Origin of the sequence: Shewanella marina JCM 15074 (assembly GCF_000614975.1) — a bacterium.
Classification (GTDB): Bacteria; Pseudomonadota; Gammaproteobacteria; order Enterobacterales; family Shewanellaceae; genus Shewanella; species Shewanella marina.
In genome coordinates this window covers 48,046-66,822 of record NZ_BALM01000017.1, presented here as the reverse complement: position 1 = coordinate 66,822, position 18,777 = coordinate 48,046, and the positions used below count along the sequence as shown (strand labels likewise).

18 protein-coding genes, 1 tRNA gene and 3 pseudogenes are annotated in these 18,777 nt (G+C 42.3%); 16 read left to right on the top strand and 6 right to left on the bottom strand.

All coding sequences use genetic code 11. The features are described from left to right. Position 1 precedes the first annotated feature (1 nt). From JCM15074_RS23690 to JCM15074_RS13495, 3 genes are all read right to left on the bottom strand, one after another. The gene (locus JCM15074_RS23690) at positions 2–484 is read right to left on the bottom strand and encodes a hypothetical protein (protein WP_025821672.1); all 483 of its coding nucleotides are present in this window, start codon (positions 482–484) and stop codon (positions 2–4) included. 550 nt (positions 485–1,034) lie between these two features. Beyond that, positions 1,035–1,110 (bottom strand) — tRNA-Arg (locus JCM15074_RS13500). Positions 1,111–1,167: 57 nt separating this feature from the next. Beyond that, on the bottom strand, positions 1,168–2,382 hold the full coding sequence (locus JCM15074_RS13495) for a flagellar assembly protein T N-terminal domain-containing protein (RefSeq protein ID WP_025821671.1): 1,215 nt from the start codon (positions 2,380–2,382) through the stop codon (positions 1,168–1,170). A 166-nt stretch (positions 2,383–2,548) separates the two neighbouring features. On the opposite strand from JCM15074_RS13495, the gene JCM15074_RS13490 reads away from it, so the two are divergent. Then, positions 2,549–3,181, top strand: a complete 633-nt coding sequence (locus JCM15074_RS13490) for a FlgO family outer membrane protein (RefSeq protein ID WP_025821670.1) — start codon at positions 2,549–2,551, stop codon at positions 3,179–3,181. Then, positions 3,175–3,633, top strand: coding sequence for an LPP20 family lipoprotein (locus JCM15074_RS13485; RefSeq protein WP_025821669.1), 459 nt, complete (start codon positions 3,175–3,177; stop codon positions 3,631–3,633). The genes JCM15074_RS13490 and JCM15074_RS13485 overlap by 7 nt, the downstream gene beginning before the upstream one ends. A 135-nt stretch (positions 3,634–3,768) precedes the next feature. On the opposite strand, the gene JCM15074_RS13480 is transcribed toward JCM15074_RS13485, so the two are convergent. From JCM15074_RS13480 to flgA, 3 genes are all read right to left on the bottom strand, one after another. Next, on the bottom strand, positions 3,769–4,194 hold the full coding sequence (locus tag JCM15074_RS13480; RefSeq protein ID WP_025821668.1) for a flagella synthesis protein FlgN: 426 nt from the start codon (positions 4,192–4,194) through the stop codon (positions 3,769–3,771). A gap of 2 nt (positions 4,195–4,196) precedes the next feature. Then, a complete protein-coding gene (gene flgM / locus JCM15074_RS13475) occupies positions 4,197–4,508 on the bottom strand; it encodes a flagellar biosynthesis anti-sigma factor FlgM (protein ID WP_025821667.1) in 312 nt (103 codons plus the stop codon). A gap of 68 nt (positions 4,509–4,576) precedes the next feature. Then, positions 4,577–5,284 carry a flagellar basal body P-ring formation chaperone FlgA gene (gene flgA, locus JCM15074_RS13470; RefSeq protein WP_025821666.1) on the bottom strand — a complete coding sequence of 236 codons (708 nt, stop codon included), beginning with the start codon at positions 5,282–5,284 and terminating at the stop codon, positions 4,577–4,579. 419 nt (positions 5,285–5,703) lie between these two features. Here flgA and flgB point away from each other — a divergent pair, with 419 nt between their 5' ends. The 14 genes and pseudogenes from flgB to JCM15074_RS13395 all read left to right on the top strand — a co-directional run bounded on the left by flgB (position 5,704) and on the right by JCM15074_RS13395 (position 18,711). Next, the gene (flgB, locus tag JCM15074_RS13465; RefSeq protein ID WP_025821665.1) at positions 5,704–6,102 is read left to right on the top strand and encodes a flagellar basal body rod protein FlgB; all 399 of its coding nucleotides are present in this window, start codon (positions 5,704–5,706) and stop codon (positions 6,100–6,102) included. A 2-nt stretch (positions 6,103–6,104) separates the two neighbouring features. After that, positions 6,105–6,521, top strand: a complete 417-nt coding sequence (gene flgC, locus JCM15074_RS13460; protein ID WP_025821664.1) for a flagellar basal body rod protein FlgC — start codon at positions 6,105–6,107, stop codon at positions 6,519–6,521. Between the two features lie 14 nt (positions 6,522–6,535). Beyond that, on the top strand, positions 6,536–7,306 hold the full coding sequence (flgD, locus tag JCM15074_RS13455; protein WP_025821663.1) for a flagellar hook assembly protein FlgD: 771 nt from the start codon (positions 6,536–6,538) through the stop codon (positions 7,304–7,306). Positions 7,307–7,354: 48 nt separating this feature from the next. Next, a complete protein-coding gene (gene flgE, locus JCM15074_RS13450; protein WP_025821662.1) occupies positions 7,355–8,716 on the top strand; it encodes a flagellar hook protein FlgE in 1,362 nt (453 codons plus the stop codon). A 459-nt stretch (positions 8,717–9,175) separates the two neighbouring features. Then, positions 9,176–9,918: pseudogene (flgF, locus tag JCM15074_RS22210) on the top strand (flagellar basal-body rod protein FlgF). An 11-nt stretch (positions 9,919–9,929) separates the two neighbouring features. After that, positions 9,930–10,718: a flagellar basal-body rod protein FlgG gene (gene flgG, locus JCM15074_RS13435; RefSeq protein ID WP_025821660.1), complete on the top strand. Its 789-nt coding sequence runs from the start codon at positions 9,930–9,932 to the stop codon at positions 10,716–10,718. Positions 10,719–10,727: 9 nt separating this feature from the next. Further along, positions 10,728–11,402 carry a flagellar basal body L-ring protein FlgH gene (gene flgH / locus JCM15074_RS13430; RefSeq protein ID WP_025821659.1) on the top strand — a complete coding sequence of 225 codons (675 nt, stop codon included), beginning with the start codon at positions 10,728–10,730 and terminating at the stop codon, positions 11,400–11,402. A gap of 65 nt (positions 11,403–11,467) precedes the next feature. Beyond that, entirely contained in the window at positions 11,468–12,517 is a 1,050-nt protein-coding gene (locus tag JCM15074_RS13425) for a flagellar basal body P-ring protein FlgI (RefSeq protein WP_234400234.1), read from the top strand. 12 nt (positions 12,518–12,529) lie between these two features. Continuing rightward, positions 12,530–13,435 carry a flagellar assembly peptidoglycan hydrolase FlgJ gene (flgJ, locus tag JCM15074_RS22205; protein ID WP_506344839.1) on the top strand — a complete coding sequence of 302 codons (906 nt, stop codon included), beginning with the start codon at positions 12,530–12,532 and terminating at the stop codon, positions 13,433–13,435. Then, positions 13,411–13,494, top strand: a pseudogene (locus JCM15074_RS25780) (hypothetical protein); the annotation flags it as partial. The gene flgJ and the pseudogene JCM15074_RS25780, both read left to right, overlap by 25 nt. Positions 13,495–13,532: 38 nt before the next feature. Further along, positions 13,533–15,442, top strand: a pseudogene (gene flgK / locus JCM15074_RS22200) (flagellar hook-associated protein FlgK). Between the two features lie 11 nt (positions 15,443–15,453). Beyond that, positions 15,454–16,644, top strand: coding sequence for a flagellar hook-associated protein FlgL (gene flgL / locus JCM15074_RS13410; protein WP_025821657.1), 1,191 nt, complete (start codon positions 15,454–15,456; stop codon positions 16,642–16,644). Positions 16,645–16,849: 205 nt separating this feature from the next. Continuing rightward, positions 16,850–17,671, top strand: coding sequence for a flagellin N-terminal helical domain-containing protein (locus JCM15074_RS13405; protein WP_025821656.1), 822 nt, complete (start codon positions 16,850–16,852; stop codon positions 17,669–17,671). 218 nt (positions 17,672–17,889) lie between these two features. Then, positions 17,890–18,711: a flagellin N-terminal helical domain-containing protein gene (locus JCM15074_RS13395; protein ID WP_025821655.1), complete on the top strand. Its 822-nt coding sequence runs from the start codon at positions 17,890–17,892 to the stop codon at positions 18,709–18,711. Positions 18,712–18,777 lie beyond the last annotated feature (66 nt).

Sequence of the window (18,777 nt, the reverse complement as noted above, 5' to 3'; positions counted from 1 at the left end):
TTTAATAGTTTGGACTTTTATCACAGGCTTTTTCTTTTCGCTCTAACGCTTCAGAGCTCTTATCTTGCATAGCCTTCAAGATCATCATATTGCACTCTTGCTGCTTTAATTCTTGCTCTGTCTTTGGTTTTGGTTCACTGATATAAGCAATCATAGGCTTATAGCTAAGAGAAGCATTACAGTACATATTGGATAGCTTTCTGCCTTTATGGTTGAGGTTTTCCATGTTTGATAGCTGAGTACAGAGTTCACTGAACATTGCTTTGACATGTTGGGTATACTTTGAATATTGAATGGCTTGTTGTTCAATAACTGAGTATACGATTTTGGGTTTGATGTTCCGAAGCTGAAAGTGGGTTTGACTGTCGCTGTTAATGAGACTTTGAGTTGTAACAGTGGCGTTCATTGAATCCTTATCATGCTCAGCTATGTTATTGCTATCAGCTTGAAGATAGGCGGCATATAGCTGTGAAGGTAGGATCATTTACTCGTCCTTAAGTGTATGTTTAATTTGCTCTTTATCTTCTCTTGATATTACTTCGTTTTTAGCATGCAGGAAGTGATCTATAGCAAATTCGTTTATCTATATTTAGATTCGCGTACATTTTTGAGAACTGCTTCTGTAGTGGTCGACTTGAATATTCTGTGTGTTTTATAAAGTTAGCTGTGGTTGAAACATAATGCTCATAGAAGGAGTGAAGTCTTATCATACTTATTAGGAAATTGCTGATTCTTGTTAGTCTTGTATTGAACAGTTTGAAGTGATCAGGCTTGAACTCTGCTAATTCATCTAAGGGAAATTTCTCAGATAAATTGGGCCATACAAAGTCATACAACGCTGCATTGCAGGTAAAAATGAAAAGTGGAAATGTAAAAATTTTGCTTAGAACCATACTTGTGTTGTTAAAATGTAAATATTATTTAATGAAGGTGACCATTGAAATTAGCTTGAACGTTGTGTAGCGGCACATAGGCGGATAAAACTGCTGCTATATTGGTAACATTATTGAAATGTAAATAAAAATGCGTGAGCATGGTCTCCCCACAGGGACTCGAACCCCGATCGATCGCTTAGGAGGCGACTGCTCTATCCTGTTGAGCTATAGGGAGACACAAAGCTGATTATACAAGTTTTAACTGGTATTAAAAGCCTTAAAATTTAAGTGCTTAAATCTTGAGCGCAATGTCGTTGATTTGTACGTTTTTTATCGCATCTCTGCTTTTTAATTCTGCTGTGGCCGTGGTTTGTGTGACTTGATCTATTTTAATGGTGGCTTTGATCTTCTCAACTAGTGGCCTTAAGTCATTTAAGCGGTCAGGTATATTTTGCTGTAACAGTACCTGAAACTCATCACCCACTTTAACTTGGTTATCACGACCTAGGTTTAATAGGATGCGGTTGTCTTGACGACCAATAATCTGCCCTAATACCGGACGGCAGGCTAATTGTTGATCCATGCTCTGAATACCGTCTAATAAGACTTGCTTAATCGCATGGCCGTATTGTGACTGCCAAAAGCGTTGATCATTCGTATTCACATGCGCGGCGCGGTCAAACTCCCATTCCGCTTCAGTGCGGAAGCTATCACTCCAAATACGTTCACCACTGATGCCATGGTAGAGGGTCAGCTTGATGGCAAATTGGCGCATTGGATCAAAGTCTATTAAGCCTAAAAAGCTCTCCTGTTTTGCAGTCGAAATATCAATGATATCTGCGTTAAGCAGGTATTGGCTTTCGGTTAGATCAGTTAACCAGCTTGGTAAGCGATAGCCGCGTACATCAATTAACTCTTTGCTGAGATCATAGCGTTCATTAGCATCCACTTGGCTAAAACTGGTTTTAGCATGTTGGTCAATAAGTTGACCCAATTGAATACTGATATTTTTACCTAAGTCGGTAAGTTGTCCATGACGCAGTTGCTCTGGGTGACTAATACTGGCTTTAGGCAACAAAATGGCATTGGTAATTGTACCTGTGTTGCATTGTTCATGAGCGCTATCTGTAAGCTTTACCTTGAGCTGAACATGCAATACATCATTGCTGATGGACTCTTTGATGAGTTCAATGCGCTGTGGGCTAAATTGATGCTGTATGCTGATATCATTTTGTGTCAGTTTGCCTGAGCTGACGGTTTGCTCGCCATTAAAACTGACGCCGTTGGTTAATAGGGTATAGCTTAATGCTTGACTGATGGCTTGTTGCCGCGCTTGTTCTTTATCACCATCGATAATAGTGGCTTGACCTTGGCTTTCAACCCAAGTGGCTTGTGCGCTGAAAACGGGGGCAAGTAGGCCGAGCAATAATGCCGCTAATCCTTGGCGGTAAAACTGTGTTGGCTTGCTAAGGCGCTTATTCGCTGCTGATATCCTTGTTGTCGACATAATTCTGACACTTACCTGTGGCGTATTATTGTTAATCGTTTGTAAGCAAATTTTATGCCTAACGCAAAGTTGGCATTAGTCGTGCTTGTTTTTAGTGATTGAGGTTGATCAAGATTTTTTTGACACTGCCGATACTAGATATGAGTGTATGGGAAAAGGAATTTACATGTTTAAACTCGCGATAGTACCGTTGGCATTGCTGATGGCGGGCTGTATGCATAGTCCAGATAGTACTTATATGGGGAATATGCCAACTAGCGGCAATATTCAGCCTCAGGCGGCAAATATTGAGTATTTGTCTGCTTATTTAGTGCGTCAGTTAACTCAGCAGTTACCACCGCATCAAACTGATGGCAATATTCTCGTCACCACTCCTGTACTGGTCGCTAACCTAGAAGACACTAACCATTTAGGCTTGAGTCTGCAGCAATCATTAATGTCGCATTTTAAGCAACAAGGCCACAATGTGGTTGATGCTAGCTTGGCGGTGGCGATGCAGGTGTCGAAAGAGGGGGATTTCATGCTCAGCCGTGATTGGCAACGGTTATCGCAAGAGATGCTCGTGCAATATGTGATGGTGACGACGCTTAGCCCATCGGCCGATAGTGTACTGGTTAATAGCCGTATTTTAGATAAACGCACTAATCGTATATTAGCAGCATCACAAACCCATATTGCTGCTGCGCAATTGCCTAATTATATAAAGACAACCGAGCAGGTCACAATCAATCAAGGTAAATTAAGCCGAGGGGTTGATAATGCCCAGCAAGCGGTGACTTTTCTTGGAGGTAAATCATGAGATTATTACCTGTAGCAATGGTCGTTGCGGCGAGTGCTCTTTTTGGCGGTTGTGCGAGCAATGAACCTGAAGTGATTATGTTGCAAGCCCCGCAGCAGCTACCTAAACTAACCGCAACAGGTTATGCGCCGTTAAAGGAACAACCTGCTCGCAGTCATGCACAAAAGGTGTTGATGGCGATGCAAGCTTCTAAGATTGCGGCGTATCGTGAGCTTGCTGAACAAGTTTATGGTCAGCAAGTTTCGGCCAATACCACGGTGGATGATTGGCTTGTTAAAGATGAACAAATTCGCACTTCGGTAAAAGGGATTATTCGTGGTGCCAAGGTCGTCAAAACCTACCCAGTAGATGATTTTTATGTGACTGAGCTTGAACTCGATTTTGAGCAGGTATGGCGCTTATATCAACAAAGTGCCCAGCAGCAACAGATGCGTCAAGTACAATACTTTTAAGGGCGTTCAAATCGCTTATTAAGTTAAAACCTAGCATTGCTAGGTTTTTTTATGGGCTTATATGTTAAAAGTCGTTTTTTAGGCAAAAAAAAGCGACTTAACTAAGCCGCTGGATTGGAGAGTCGTACAATATCATTAGGCTTTTATATTACTGCCAAGTGACGCTATGGTGGAGGTTTGGCCTTTATCATCATAGGTCATACTGTGACTATTGCGGCAAGCTTGCATCGCTTGTGCTAGACGATTGACGCTAGCATGTTGCATTTCCATTAAGCTGGCATTGCTGCGATTCAATTGTTGGCAATGGCGTAATTGCTGTTTAGCTTGCTCAACTTTGAGTGCTAATTCATCTTCAACCACAAGGCGTCCTTGCTGAGGATGCTTACTGATAATGTTGTCATTATCGTTAAGACTTGTAAGCAATGTGGCTTTCTCTTTTGCGATTGCCATCAACAGATCTGGCTTTTGATATTCGAGCGCTGACGATTCTTTCGAAATAACCAGTTCAAGTTGTTGTAAAATAATCAGTTGTTGCTCTATCAAAAGGCCGATGTCTGTCATGATTACTCTTCAGTATTAGGTTGCAGTTGTTGTTCAAACTGGCTGATACTTTGTGCCAATTTTTCTGGATTTACGCTATAGCGACCTTCGCTAATGGCTTGTTTAATCTGCGCTACTTTTGCTAAATCAACCTCTGGAGTTGCTAGCATTTTTGCTTGTACATTATTCAATTGCTGCGCCTGTGAGGTAAAGGTGACGGAATCACTTTTTGCACTATTGTTGGCGGCAAGGTTGTTATCGTTAACTTTATTTGCTGCCGCTTTACCGTAGTTATTGAGCGCATTGTTAACTTGATTATTGATATTTATTGGCATTGGTATCCCCAGCATTTTTATAAATCTTGCTTTGTTATCGGCAAGATGTAAATTGCCTTTAGTAAAAATTACATGCGAATACTCACTATCCCAATTTTTTCGACATACGCATTAATCTGTTTATTGGTTTTGCTATTTCTGACCTTAATACGATCCCCAATATTGCCATCAGCCAATGCTTCGCCTTGGGTTTTAATTTGGAAATTATCTGAAATGGCATAAATAGAGACACTATCGCCTTTACAGATAAAGCAGACGTTGTCAGCAAATATCGGATGCCCTTGGGCGACGCGGCGTTTAACCCTTACACCATCTAGGTTTGCTATCTCGGTAAATTGCTTGCCACGTAAACTGTGTTGATCAAGATATTGCAATTTTATATTGCTGCTATTAATCAATTCGCCCGGTGCCAAGGTTTGGTTGGTGACGACAACGGGATAGGTGATTTGCACGCGCACAGATAAAAACATCTGCCACAGGTAATCTAAATCAGGACTATTGCAACTGATCCTGACGGTGTTAGTTCGATTAATGGCTCTATTGCTGGCTAATTCTGCTTTGACATTATCAAGACAGCGCGGTAATTGAATGCGGCTGTCTAATGTTTGTGGCTCGATAACAATTTTGGCATCGCTTATCGATGCCATTTTTGCGGCCACGGCCTCATAGGCCATCTTTTCAACCTGCGCTGCGGTCAATTGGCTGGCGTCTTGTGCTCCGACTAACGGGCTGGCAATAAGCAGCATTAAGCTGAATAGAACATGGCAATAACTCATATTGATTGGTTAGCATCCTTGCATTAACGTCAGAAGTTTGACTGTCGCATTTGTTCTTTATTCTTTAACTGACTGATTGTAAATAACATTTATTTTTTTATTAATTATTTTTAGCAAAATTTATCTCATATTAAGCTCATGCTGAGTTAAGCAATATTTATGCCTAATAATTATTAAGTCGCATAGAGTTGTTTAATGTTCGTACCATTGACTGAGAATGTTATGGCGATGATGCGGCAACGGCGGCAAAGTTATGCCGTATTAATGTAGCAAAGTCGCGTTTGGTTATAGCCTATATAAAGTCTTATAGGTGTTATTACTCATTGTTGTTATTAGGTTTTATCTCATGTTTATGAAGAGTTGTTTTTTTGGCACACCAATTGCTTTGTGAAGAGTACGCTATCGCAGGAGGCAATTAAATGGCGATTAATTTTGATAAGGCATTAGGAGTACATCAATTTACCGTGGGCATACGTGCGCAACGTGCTGAGTTGATTTCAAGCAATATAGCGAATGCCGACACCCCGCATTTTAAAGCGCAAGATATGGATTTTTCTAACGCGTTAAAAGCCGCTAAGTCACGTCAAAATGGTTTAGCCATGGTTAATACCAGCAATCAGCATTTTAATTTACAAGCGCTTACGCAGCAGCATGTGGGTTATCGTGTCCCTAATCAGCCTGATACAGGCGATGGCAATACGGTCGATGTGCAGCAAGAGAAAAATGCATTTATGCAAAATGCGCTGGAGTACCAAATGTCGCTCGGCTTTTTAGACAGTAAGTTTTCTGGCCTAAAACGTGCGCTTAAGGGGCAATAATCATGAGCTTATTTAATATTTTTAATGTATCTGCATCAGGTATGTCCGCGCAGTCAGTGCGTTTAAATACCACCGCCAGTAACCTTGCGAATGCTAACTCAGTTGCTAGCAGTGCAGGGGAAACCTATCGCGCCAGACAACCTGTATTTGCCGCTGAAATGGCCAAGGCTAATCAAGGTCAGGTGGGTACTGGAGTGCAGATTAAAGGGATTGTTGAAAGTGACAAACCTATGTTGAAAGAGTATATGCCCGATCATCCAATGGCAGATAAAGAGGGCTTTATTTATAAGCCCAACGTTAATGTGATGGAAGAGATGGCTAATATGATTTCAGCTTCACGTTCATACCAAATGAACGTACAAGTTGCCGATGCTGCTAAATCGATGTTGCAGCAAACTTTACGTATCGGTAAGTCTTAATTTCGAGGTGATGTATGAGCTTAATTAATCAGTTAGGTCAAAATAATGTTGGTTTAGGTCAATCTAGCTTAGGCCAAATGAACAAGGTAACACCAGCACCCGCGAATGCCGACAGCGTAAATCCGTTAAATGCCGCAGAAGATTCAGGGGCGAATAAAGAGTTATCTCAAGAGGACTTTTTTGCATTATTGAGTCAGCAGTTATCAATGCAAGATCCGTTCAAACCAGTTGATAACGACACTATGATTGCGCAAATGGCATCGTTTTCAACGGTAGATGGTATCTCTAAGCTGAATGATCAAATCGTTAATTTAAATGCGGTAATGACCTCAAGCCAAGCACTACAGGCATCGGCTCTAGTCGGCCAACAGGTATTGATCCCATCAGATACAGGCCATGTGGGTGAAGATGGCGGTGGTTTTAAAGGCGTAGTGAGTACCCCGTCTGAAATTGATGAGATTACTATTCGCGTGGAAGATGAGAATGGTCAATTAATTGATACCTTCAAGGTTGATGGCAGTAAAGGCGGTAACGTCGATGTGGCATGGGATGGTCTTGATAAAGACGGCAAGCCCGTTGAAGCGGGCAACTATAGCTTTAAAGCAACAGGCCGCGTAGATGGTGAGTCACAAGAGTTAGCAGTATCGACTTATGCTCACGTAACATCAGTGTCATTAGGCTCAGCAACAACCGGTGCAATTTTGAATTTAGATGGTTTGGGCAGTATTAAGTTAACTGACGTGTTAGCGGTTGCTGAAAGTGAATCAACTAAAAAGTTTGTGTAAATTTTTAAAAATCTAACCTTCCTTCAGGGATACGAATAGAGGTGAGTTATGTCGTTTAATATTGCGCTGAGTGGAATTTCAGCAGCTCAGAAAGATCTAAATACAACTGCAAACAACATTGCGAACGTGAATACCGTTGGTTTTAAAGAGTCTCGTGCTGAATTTGCCGATGTGTATGCCAACTCAATTTTTGCGAACGGTAAAACCGCGGTAGGTGGTGGTGCAACGACTACGCAAGTGGCGCAGCAATTTCATCAAGGTAGTATGCAGTTTACGAATAACTCGCTTGATATGGCGATTAATGGCGGTGGTTTCTTTGTAACATCACCAGGCGGTGACAGTAAAGATTATAACTATACCCGTGCCGGCGCTTTTAAGGTTAACTCGGATAATTATTTAACCGATTCAATGGGCAATTTTTTACAAACCTTCCCTGTTGATAAAGATGGTAATTCAACTTCGGTCAGTTTAACCACCACCAAACCTGTACAGATCCCTGATACCGCAGGTAGCCCGTTTATGACTGAAAATGTCGGTATGCAAATGAACTTGAATGCTGCAGACAAAACGCTTGATCCGGCTAATTTTGATCCTGAAAAACCTGAAACATTTAATAACTCAACCTCTGTGACTATTTATGATTCACTGGGTGAACCTCATATTGTGACGACTTATTATGTTAGACCTGAAAATGCTGCTCATACTGGCGAGAGTAATTGGGTTGCGTTCTATGCCGTCGATGGTAAACCTGTCGATGTTGATGGCGCAGTATCTGAATATAATACGGATACTGACGGTGATGGTACGGCAGACGGTAAAGGTCAAGCCGCTAACGCTGATGGTTGGAAAGGTTCAGTATTAACCTTTAATGACGTTGGTGCATATGTTGGCAGTTCCCCTGAAGAAATTAAAACCGTTAATCTTGGTGTGGGCGGGGCAAACGTATTAGGTCCTGGCGCAGACGGTACCCAAACATTAACACTGAGTTTTAATAACCCAACTCAGTATGCCTCTCCATTTGAAGTGAGTGAATTGACGCAAGACGGTACTACGGTGGGTCGACTTACAGGCGTTGAAATTGGCGCTGATGGTTTGATTAATGCCAGTTACAGTAATGGTACAACAGAGCCATTAGCACGTGTCGCACTAGTCACCTTTGCCAATGAGCAAGGGTTAACGCAAGTGGGCAATACTTCATGGCGTGAAAGCTTGGGTTCAGGTCCTGCATTAGCGGGTGAGCCGGGCAGTGGTACTTTTGGTTCTATTCGTTCTTCTGCTTTAGAGCAATCAAACGTGGATTTGACGACTGAGTTAGTTGACCTGATTTCAGCGCAGCGTAACTTCCAAGCCAACTCGCGTGCACTTGAAATTAACAACACGCTGCAGCAAACCGTATTGCAAATTCGTTAATCTTATACCAATTTGATTAAAGATGTGATCTATTCAGAGCTTGTCAGCCTTTTCAGTTCTAGGCGCATTGATGTAGTAATGGCTATTCCCTTTCAAATCAATGCAACATCGAAATGGAAAGGTCTGAAAAGCTCACTTCGTGCGGGTTTCAAGGCGCCGTATACTGCGTTGAACATTTTCAAAATAGAATAACTATTCTGTTCAAATGTTCGTCTTGTCTACAGCACCTTGAACTTCCGCTGAATGATTACCTTCTTAATCAAGTTGGTATTATTTGTTGTTTCATCTTTCTAAAAGAGTTGCCGCTGCGGCAACTCTTTTCCGTTTTAGGGAGGGCAACGGACATTGGCATCGCTGCTATGTCGCTAGGCATGTGTCAAAAGATTGTTAATTTATTTGGCATAAACATTGCTTATTTATTGCTAGTTTACCGATTCAGCCAATTTGATGGAGCAAATGGTGGATAAATTACTTTATGTGTCCATGACGGGTGCCAAGCAGAGCATGAATGCTTTGGCGATAAAGGCCAACAACATAGCCAATGCTAATACTACAGGCTTTAAAGCCGATTTAGCACAGGCGCGTTCAATGCAAGCTTTTGGTGATGGCTTGCCGACTCGGGTATTTTCAATGGCCGAGAATCCTACCGCAAATTTTCAATCTGGTGCTATTCAAACCACCGGTCGTGATCTTGATATTGCCATCAAAGATAAAGCTGGATTGCCGTACAGGGCGCTGATGGGCAAGAGGCCTATAGTCGTTCTGGCGCGATGCATTTTGACCAAACCGGTTTGCTATTAAATGACAAAGGTAATCCGATTATGGGCGATGGTGGTCCGATTGTATTGCCATTGCCGATTGATAAAGTGCAAATTTCGCAAGATGGCATTATTAGCGTGCGTCCTCAGGGCGCGACAGCCGATATCGTTGAAGAAGTGGCACAAATCAAGTTAGTGAATCCCGGTGATAATCAGATGATGAAAGGCCAAGATGGTCTATTTCGATTGATGACTGGCGAAAAAGCGGCAATAGATCCCTTTGTACAAGTACAAAGCGGTGCGCTTGAAGGCAGTAATGTCAGTGCCGTAGGTGAGATGGTCGGCTTAATCGACTTACAGCGTCAGTTTGAAATGCAAGTCAAGATGATGAAAACCGCAGAAGAAACAGATAGAGCATCCGATGCTCTTATGCGCATTAGTTAGGAGTAGATGATATGCAACCTGCATTATGGATAAGCAAGACAGGTTTAGATGCCCAACAAACAGATATTTCAGTTATTTCAAATAACGTAGCCAATGCCAGTACTGTTGGTTTTAAAAAGAGTCGTGCTGTTTTTGAAGATTTACTTTATCAAAGTGTCAATCAAGCCGGTGGTGTCAGTGCTGCTAATACCAAATTACCTAATGGTTTAGATATTGGCGCGGGTACCAAGGTCGTTGCAACACAGAAGTTGTTTACTCAAGGCAATATGCTCACCACTGATAATTCGTTAGATATGATGATTGAAGGACCTGGGTTCTTTGAAATTCAAATGCCTGATGGTACTGCAGCTTACACCCGTAATGGCCAATTCACGCTTGATGATTCAGGGCAAATGGTTACCTCGGGTTCAGGTTACTTGGTGATGCCGGGGATCACGATTCCTGATGATGCGACCAGTATTACAGTATCTGCTGAAGGTGAGGTTTCAGTTAAGAGCCCCGGCACTGCTGAAAGTCAGGTGGTAGGACAATTGACCATGTCTGATTTTATTAATCCGTCTGGATTACAGCCTAAAGGTCAGAACTTATATATTGAAACCGGTGCCAGTGGTACCCCAATTCAAGGTACCGCTTCGTTAGATGGCATGGGAGCCGTCAGACAAGGCGCACTTGAAACTTCAAATGTGAACGTAACCGAAGAGTTGGTTAACTTAATTGAAAGTCAGCGTATTTATGAAATGAACTCAAAAGTGATTTCTGCGGTTGACCAAATGTTGTCTTACGTTAATCAGCAATTATAGGTGATGGTTATGGCTAAGTGGTGGCTTTTATTAGGCAGTGTTTTATTAGCGGGTTGCAGTACTGTGCAGCATAAGCCGATAGCGGATGATCCGTTTTATGCGCCTGTTTATCCTGATACGCCACCGACTAAGATTGCGCCAACGGGGTCCATTTATATGGATAACCAAGTGTCATCGCTATATTCAGATATGCGTGCGCATAAAGTTGGTGACATTATCACGGTGGTCTTAAGAGAATCCACATCTGCCAGTAAAAGCGCCAATAATGAAATTAAGAAAGGATCTGATATGTCTTTAGATCCTATTTATGCGGGTGGCGGCAATATTACCATTGGTGGTAACCCCATTGATCTGCGCTACAAAGATAGTATTAACACTAAGCGTGAAGCTGGCGCCGATCAAAGCAATAGTTTATCAGGCAGTATTTCTGCCAACGTAATGCAAGTGCTCAGTAATGGTAATTTGGTGATCCGTGGTGAAAAGTGGATCACACTCAATAATGGCGAAGAGTTTGTTCGTATTACTGGACTGGTACGTTCGCAAGATATTGGTCCTGATAACACCATAGAATCGCAACGAGTTGCTAACGCTCGTATTCAATATAGCGGTACAGGCTCTTTTGCTGATTCGCAAAAAGTCGGTTGGCTCAATCAATTTTTCTTTAGCGATTGGTGGCCTTTCTAGGAGAGCCTATGAAAATATATAAACACATCGCAGTGCTGTTAGTTGCCCTGTGTAGCAGTGGCGTAATGGCACAAGATCTTACCCAGCGCATTAAAGATATTGCCAATGTGCAAGGGGTACGAGATAACCAATTAATGGGTTATGGTTTGGTCGTCGGTTTGCCGGGAACGGGTGAAAAAGCCAGTTATACTGAGCAAACCTTTAAAACTATGCTCAAAAACTTTGGTATTAATCTGCCTGCTAATGTGAAGCCTAAAATCAAAAACGTTGCAGTGGTCGCGGTTAATGCCACTATGCCTGCTTTTATCAAGCCGGGCCAAACCTTAGATGTGAGTGTGTCCAGTTTAGGTGAAGCTAAAAGCCTACGCGGTGGCATGTTATTGCAAACTTTCCTAAAAGGGGTGGATGGCGAAATTTATGCGATTGCCCAAGGCAGTCTTGTGGTCAGTGGTTTTAGTGCTGAAGGCTTAGATGGCTCCAAGGTGATTCAAAATACCCCAACCGTCGGCCGTATCCCTAATGGCGCCATTGTCGAGCGCAGTGTGGCGAGTCCTTTTTCTAATGGTGATCACTTAACCCTCAATTTACGACGTTCTGATTTTTCGACTGCGAAAAGAATGGCGGATGCTATCAATGATTTATTAGGCCCTAATATTGCCCGTGCACTTGATGGTACATCTGTGCAGGTTATTGCGCCAAGAGAAGCATCACAACGAGTCGCTTATTTAGCCACTCTTGAAAATATCGAACTCACCCCTGCGGAGCAAGCCGCAAAAATTATCGTCAATTCACGTACTGGCACGATTGTCGTCGGGCAAGGAGTCAAGTTGATGCCTGCGGCAGTGACTCATGGTGGTTTAACGGTCACTATTGCTGAGGCAACACAAGTTTCACAACCGAATCCATTTTCTGATGGTGAAACTGTGGTGACCTCTAATAGCACCATTGATGTTGAGCAAGAAGATAATCGCATGTTTCTGTTTAACCCAGGTACGACTCTTGATGAGCTAGTTCGAGCGGTGAATCTAGTGGGAGCGGGTCCCTCAGACGTATTGGCTATTTTAGAAGCCCTAAAAGTTGCCGGTGCGCTGCACGGCGAACTGATCATCATTTAAAGGTGGTAAAGCATGGATAAGCTGAGCCAAGTGAATACATCTCAATTTTTTGATTTAAATAGCTTAGATAAATTGCGTGCTAATGCTCAACAGGATGACAAAGCGGCATTAAAAGAGGTGGCGCAGCAATTTGAAGGTATTTTTGTGCAAATGCTGATGAAAAGTATGCGTGATGCTAACGCCGTATTTGAGTCTGATAGCCCAATGAATACCGAATACACCAAATTTTATGAGCAAATGCACGATCAGCAGATGTCATTGGATTTATCTTCTAAAGGAATGCTGGGGTTGGCCGATTTAATGGTGCAACAATTATCGCCAGAAACCAGTGATATGACGCCCGCATCGGTGATGAGAATGCAGCAAGGTCAAATTGATAGCAGCAGTTTAAATCATCAAGCGCAGCAAGTTGAATCCGTGGTGGAGCAAATCATCAGCGGTAAAGTTAAGCCACAACAAGCAGCAATACAAGAGATTAAGCAGGCTGAATTTGTTAATAGAGAAGATTTTGTTACGCGTCTTTATCCAATGGCAAAAGCGGCAGCAGATAAATTAGGTACCACTCCAGAAGTGTTATTAGCACAGGCAGCGTTAGAAACGGGCTGGGGACAAAAAATGGTGCGCCAATACAATGGCGAGCAAAGTTTCAATTTATTTAATATTAAAGCGGATAACCGTTGGCAAGGACATAAAGCGGCGGTTAACACCTTAGAATTTGAACAAGGGATTGCGGTAAAACAGAGAGCAGATTTCCGTGTTTACGACAGTTTTGAGCAAAGTTTTAATGATTTTGTTGGCTTCCTAAAGCAAAACGGTCGTTATCAGGAGGCGTTGCAAATGGCGGCTAAACCTGAAGCTTTATCAACGGGCTTCAACAAGCGGGCTATGCAACCGACCCTAAATATGCACAAAAAGTGATAAGTGTCATGAGCACCATTAATCGTGAATTTGGCAACTTATTAACACGTGGAAACTAATCAACTTTACCGATTTTATATAGCCATGGGGGCAGTGTATGGCCGTTGATTTACTAAGTATTGCGCGTTCTGGAGTATTGGCTTCACAACAGCAAATTGCAGTAACGGGTAATAATATTACTAACGTGAATACTGCGGGTTACCATCGACAGGTGGCTAATCAGTCAACTTTAGGTGCAGTATATGAAGGTGGTAATTTCTACGGTACAGGCGCCTATGTCACCGATGTAAAACGCATCTATAATGATTATGCCGCGCGTGAGTTACGCATTGGTGGCTCAAGCTTAAGCGCCGCACAAACTGATCTGGCTAAAATGAGCGAGCTAGATAATCTATTTTCACAAGTGGGTAAACAAGTCCCCGAGAGTCTTAAAGGTTTCTTTGAAAGTTTAAATAATTTAACTGACTTACCTAATGATGCTGGTATGCGTGAAGGCGTGCTGAGTAGTGCGGCTCAGTTGATGGATAGCATTAAACAGATGCAATCTAATCTCAATGGTCAAGTGACTCAAACTAATACTCAAATTTCAGGGGTGACCGATCGCATTAATGAGATCAGCAAAGAAATTGCGGCCATTAATGATGAAATGATGAAGTCGCCTGAGAATCCAATGCATCTACTTGATCAACAAGAGCGCTTAATTCAAGAGTTAAGTACTTATGCTGAAGTGAATGTAATTCCGCTAGAACAAGGCGGTAGTAGCATTATGCTCGGCGGTTCAGTGATGCTGGTGTCTGGCAATATAGGCATGGAGCTAGGCACTACTGAAGGCAACCCATTCCCTGAACAGATGCAAATTACCGCTAAATTTGGCGATAAGCAGGTGGCGTTTGATGCCAGCAGTGTTGGTGGTCAGTTAGGGGCTTTGATTCAGTTTAGAGACGAAAGCGTGTTGCCTGCCATTAGTGAACTTGGGCAAATGGCGCTAGGTATTGCGGATGCATTTAATAAGCAACAAAGCCAAGGTTTAGATGCTAATGGTAATGTTGGACAAAACCTATTTACTGATATTAATGACCCATCGTTAATGACTGGCCGTGTTGGTGCACATGGCAGTAACAAAGGCAGTGCCGAACTCAGTGTCAATATTACTGATGTAGGCGCATTGAGTGGCAATAATTATCAACTGCAATTTACTGCGCCTGATAGCTATACCTTAAAAGATACGAAAACCGGTGTTGAAACACCAATGAAGGTTAATGGCACCACCCTTGAAGGACCTAAAGGTTTTAGTATTGAGATGCAAGGCGCCATGCAGATGGTGATACATTTGAAATTAGACCTACGACCAGTGCTGCGGGCAATATTAATGTTGCCATAACCGATCCGAATGGGATTGCAGCTGCATCGCCAAAAATTAGTGCTGATGATGCCAATTCGGGTAATACCTCTGTGAGTATTGTCAGTATTGATGATAGAAATGCGGCTAACTTCCCCGTTAAAGATGGCGAAGTGACCTTTAAGATCGATACCGCCGCTAATACCTATGAAGCCTTTGATAAAGAAGGTAAGTCACTGGGCAGTAGTAGCTTTACACCACCTGAAATTAGTGCGTTTGGTTTTACCTTTGCGGTGGATTCAAAAGCCCCTGCTACTGACAGTTTTACCTTTGATTTATCGATTGCCAGTGGTGATAACAGCAATGTGCAAGCCATGACTGAAATTAGCGATAAAAAGCTAATGGAAAATGGTAAAGCCACCATTAACGATATTTTTGAGCAAACCAAACAAGATGTGGCCAGTGATGCTAAGGCGGCACAAATACGAGAAGAATCTGCCACTGCTCTTTATAAGCAAGCATCAGATCGTGTTGCTGGAGTGTCTGGGGTTAACCTTGATGAGGAAGCGGGCAATTTGATTCGTTTCCAACAAGCTTATCAAGCTTCTGCCAGAATTATGACAACAGCATCTGAGCTGTTTGATACTTTACTTAGTGCGGGTCGATAGGAGACTAACGGATGCGTATTTCTACCGGACAGATGTTTAACAATAATATGAGCAGTTTGCTCCGCGGCCAAAATAACGCTAATAATTTATTGGCGCAGATGTCATCGGGTAAGCGCGTTAATACTGGTGCTGATGATCCGATTGCATCGGCAATGATTGATAACTTAAAGCAAGATTCCGCGCTGATTGGTCAATACATGAAGAATATCGACCGCGGTAATCATCGACTATCGGTAGCCGAATCTAATTTAGGCAGCGCTGACTCACTTGTGACCAACATGCGCGAGCAAATATTACGTGGTATGAATGGTACTCTATCAGAGTCTGAGCATAATGCGATTGTGGCAGAGATGAAGGCAACATTAGATGAGTTAATGTCGGTTGCGAATACCAAAGATGAATCAGGTAATTATATTTTTGGTGGCAACAAAGTTGATAAACCACCTTTTGTGATGGATAACGAAGGCAATGTCACTTATCAAGGCGATGATGGCGTGCATAATATGATGGTTGGCTCAGGCGTGGTGGTGGCCACTAATGTCAGTGGTGAGCAAGCATTTATGCAAGGTAAGAACCCATTAGGTGACTATACCGCCAGTTATCACGCTGGCCAAAGCGGTGATTTTAATGTCAGTAGTGCCAAAATTACCGATCCAGATAATCATGTTGCTGGTGATTTTAGTATGACCATGAATGGAGCTGATTTAGAGGTCAAAGATAAAGATGGCAATGTGATTAAAACGGTTGCTGACTTTGATCCATCAAAGCCGGTTGAGTTTAATGGTATGGAAGTGACCTTAGATGGATTGCCTGCCGATGGCGATACCGTATCACTGAAGCCACAGTCAACAGTGAGTACCTTTGAAACCTTATCCAAAGCGATTGCCATTTTTGAAGATCAAGACAAGCTCAACTCTGCGGCGGGTCAATCTGAGTTAACGCAATTGTTAGGTGAAGCTCGACAAGGTTCAATACAGCTAAACTATAGCCGTGCAGAAACGGGTAATAAATTAAATCATCTTGAAAGCTTGGCTAATACCCATGCTGAACAAGCACTCATTAATAATACCGCTCAAGGCCAATTAGAGAATTTAGATTACTCCAGTGCAATTTCTGATTTTACACAACAGGAATTGGCCATGAATGCGTTATCAACCACTTTTAGTAAACTTAACGCAACATCACTGTTCGATTATCTTTAGTTGATTGAGTATACATTGATCGTTAAAGCCTTCGTTATCGAAGGCTTTTTTTTGTCTAGCAGATTTTTATTCGTACTTTTGCCTGATGCGTAGGTCTTTTATTAAAGCTTTGCCTAAGTAAGCCGTTAATTAATTGTAGTAAACAGGGAAGATCTATTGCGTTAAATGGATCTTAAGTTCGTTAGTCATAGAAAGAGGAACCTATATGGCTATTACAGTGAATACTAATGTTACGTCGATGAAGGCTCAGCATCACCTGAACACATCGAACAATAACTTAGCAACCTCAATGGAGCGATTGTCGAGTGGTCTACGCATTAATAGTGCGAAAGATGACTCTGCAGGTTTAGCCATTTCTAACCGTTTAGCGAGCCAAGTGGGCGGTTTAGAAGTGGGTATGCGTAACGCAAATGATGCTATTTCGGTTGCTCAAATTGCAGAAGGTGCAATGGCTGAACAGACCAATATGTTGCAGCGTATGCGTGATTTAACGATTCAATCTGAAAACGGCTCGAACAGTACAGCCGATTTAGAAGCAATCAATAAAGAGATCACCGCGCTATCAACTGAAATTCAGTCTATTGGTGATACCACTGCTTTTGGTGATATTAAATTGCTCAGTGGTGGCTATTCTGGAGGAAAGACATTCCAGGTAGGTCACCAAGAAGGTGAAGATATTAAGGTCGACATTAAGACCTTGAATGCGACGACTTTGTCGGTATCAGCACTAAAAGTGATGACATCAGCAGAGCGCACTAGTGCATTGGGGAAAATTGATGCGGCGATTAAGAGCATTGATTCGCAACGTGCAGATTTAGGTGCGGTACAGAACCGTCTTGATCACAATATTGCCAACTCATCGAATACTCAGGCAAACGTTGCAGATGCACGTAGTCGTATTGTGGATGTGGATTTTGCTAAAGAAACGGCAGAAATGACCAAGAACCAAGTGCTACAGCAAACGGGTAGTGCCATGTTGTCACAAGCTAACCAGTTACCACAATTGGCATTGTCATTGATCCGTTAACTTAGGTTAGTGCTAAGAATGTGGAATGACTTAGCATCAAGTGATGCTTTGTCATTGCCATTTTTAGTTGAATTAGAGTCGGTTGTTAATGTGCTAATTTAGCCATATTTACCACTAACGACTGACTAAAGTGTTGTAAAAATTAGCCGCTATAAATTGTGTAATTAACAAGGTGTCTTCACTAAGACAAGAGTTGAGCCTGATAGAGAGGAATTAAAATGGCGATTACCGTAAATACCAATGTGACTTCAATGAAGGCGCAACATAACTTAAATCAATCAAACAGTAACCTAGCAACTTCGATGGAGCGACTATCGAGTGGTTTGCGTATTAACAGCGCTAAAGATGACTCTGCAGGTTTGGCAATTTCTAACCGCTTAAATAGTCAAGTCAATGGTTTAGAAGTCGGTATGCGTAACGCCAATGACGCGATTTCGGTGGCGCAGATTGCAGAAGGTGCAATGGCTGAGCAAACTAACATGCTGCAGCGTATGCGTGACTTGACGATTCAGTCTGAAAACGGTGCGAACAGTAGTGCTGACCTAGCGTCAATTACCAAAGAGATTACTGCACTATCAACGGAAATTACCGCGATTGGTACTACCACAGCATTTGGTGATATTAAACTGTTAGATGGTAACTATTCTGGTGGTAAGACTTTCCAAGTTGGCCATCAAGAAGGTGAGGATATTAAAGTTGATATTACCAAGCTCGATGCGACCACATTAAGTGTTGCGGCACTAGCTGTTGGTACTTCAGCGGCTCGCTCTACATCATTAGCAGCGATTGATGCTGCGATTAAGACCATTGATTCACAACGCGCAGATTTAGGTGCGGTGCAAAATCGTTTAGATCATAACATTGCTAACTCTTCTAATACGCAAGCGAACGTTGCTGATGCGCGTAGTCGTATTGTGGATGTGGATTTTGCCAAAGAAACTGCGGCAATGACCAAGAATCAGGTATTGCAACAAACGGGTAGTGCGATGCTATCTCAAGCAAACCAGCTACCGCAATTAGCGTTATCATTAATTCGTTAAACGCAGCGATAACCTATTAAAAAGAGCCTTATGGCTCTTTTTTTGTTTGAACTGATTAAAAATAGA

Bases quoted from the DNA above. Each gene is read 5' to 3' on its own strand.
- JCM15074_RS23690 (WP_025821672.1), bottom strand. From the start codon at position 484: ATGATCCTACCTTCACAGCTATATGCCGCCTATCTTCAAGCTGATAGC.
- JCM15074_RS13495 (WP_025821671.1), bottom strand. From the start codon at position 2,382: ATGTCGACAACAAGGATATCAGCAGCGAATAAGCGCCTTAGCAAGCCA.
- JCM15074_RS13490 (WP_025821670.1), top strand. From the start codon at position 2,549: ATGTTTAAACTCGCGATAGTACCGTTGGCATTGCTGATGGCGGGCTGT.
- JCM15074_RS13480 (WP_025821668.1), bottom strand. From the start codon at position 4,194: ATGACAGACATCGGCCTTTTGATAGAGCAACAACTGATTATTTTACAA.
- flgM (WP_025821667.1), bottom strand. From the start codon at position 4,508: ATGCCAATAAATATCAATAATCAAGTTAACAATGCGCTCAATAACTAC.
- flgA (WP_025821666.1), bottom strand. From the start codon at position 5,284: ATGAGTTATTGCCATGTTCTATTCAGCTTAATGCTGCTTATTGCCAGC.
- flgB (WP_025821665.1), top strand. From the start codon at position 5,704: ATGGCGATTAATTTTGATAAGGCATTAGGAGTACATCAATTTACCGTG.
- flgC (WP_025821664.1), top strand. From the start codon at position 6,105: ATGAGCTTATTTAATATTTTTAATGTATCTGCATCAGGTATGTCCGCG.
- flgD (WP_025821663.1), top strand. From the start codon at position 6,536: ATGAGCTTAATTAATCAGTTAGGTCAAAATAATGTTGGTTTAGGTCAA.
- flgE (WP_025821662.1), top strand. From the start codon at position 7,355: ATGTCGTTTAATATTGCGCTGAGTGGAATTTCAGCAGCTCAGAAAGAT.
- flgG (WP_025821660.1), top strand. From the start codon at position 9,930: ATGCAACCTGCATTATGGATAAGCAAGACAGGTTTAGATGCCCAACAA.
- flgH (WP_025821659.1), top strand. From the start codon at position 10,728: ATGGCTAAGTGGTGGCTTTTATTAGGCAGTGTTTTATTAGCGGGTTGC.
- JCM15074_RS13425 (WP_234400234.1), top strand. From the start codon at position 11,468: ATGGCACAAGATCTTACCCAGCGCATTAAAGATATTGCCAATGTGCAA.
- flgJ (WP_506344839.1), top strand. From the start codon at position 12,530: ATGGATAAGCTGAGCCAAGTGAATACATCTCAATTTTTTGATTTAAAT.
- flgL (WP_025821657.1), top strand. From the start codon at position 15,454: ATGCGTATTTCTACCGGACAGATGTTTAACAATAATATGAGCAGTTTG.
- JCM15074_RS13405 (WP_025821656.1), top strand. From the start codon at position 16,850: ATGGCTATTACAGTGAATACTAATGTTACGTCGATGAAGGCTCAGCAT.
- JCM15074_RS13395 (WP_025821655.1), top strand. From the start codon at position 17,890: ATGGCGATTACCGTAAATACCAATGTGACTTCAATGAAGGCGCAACAT.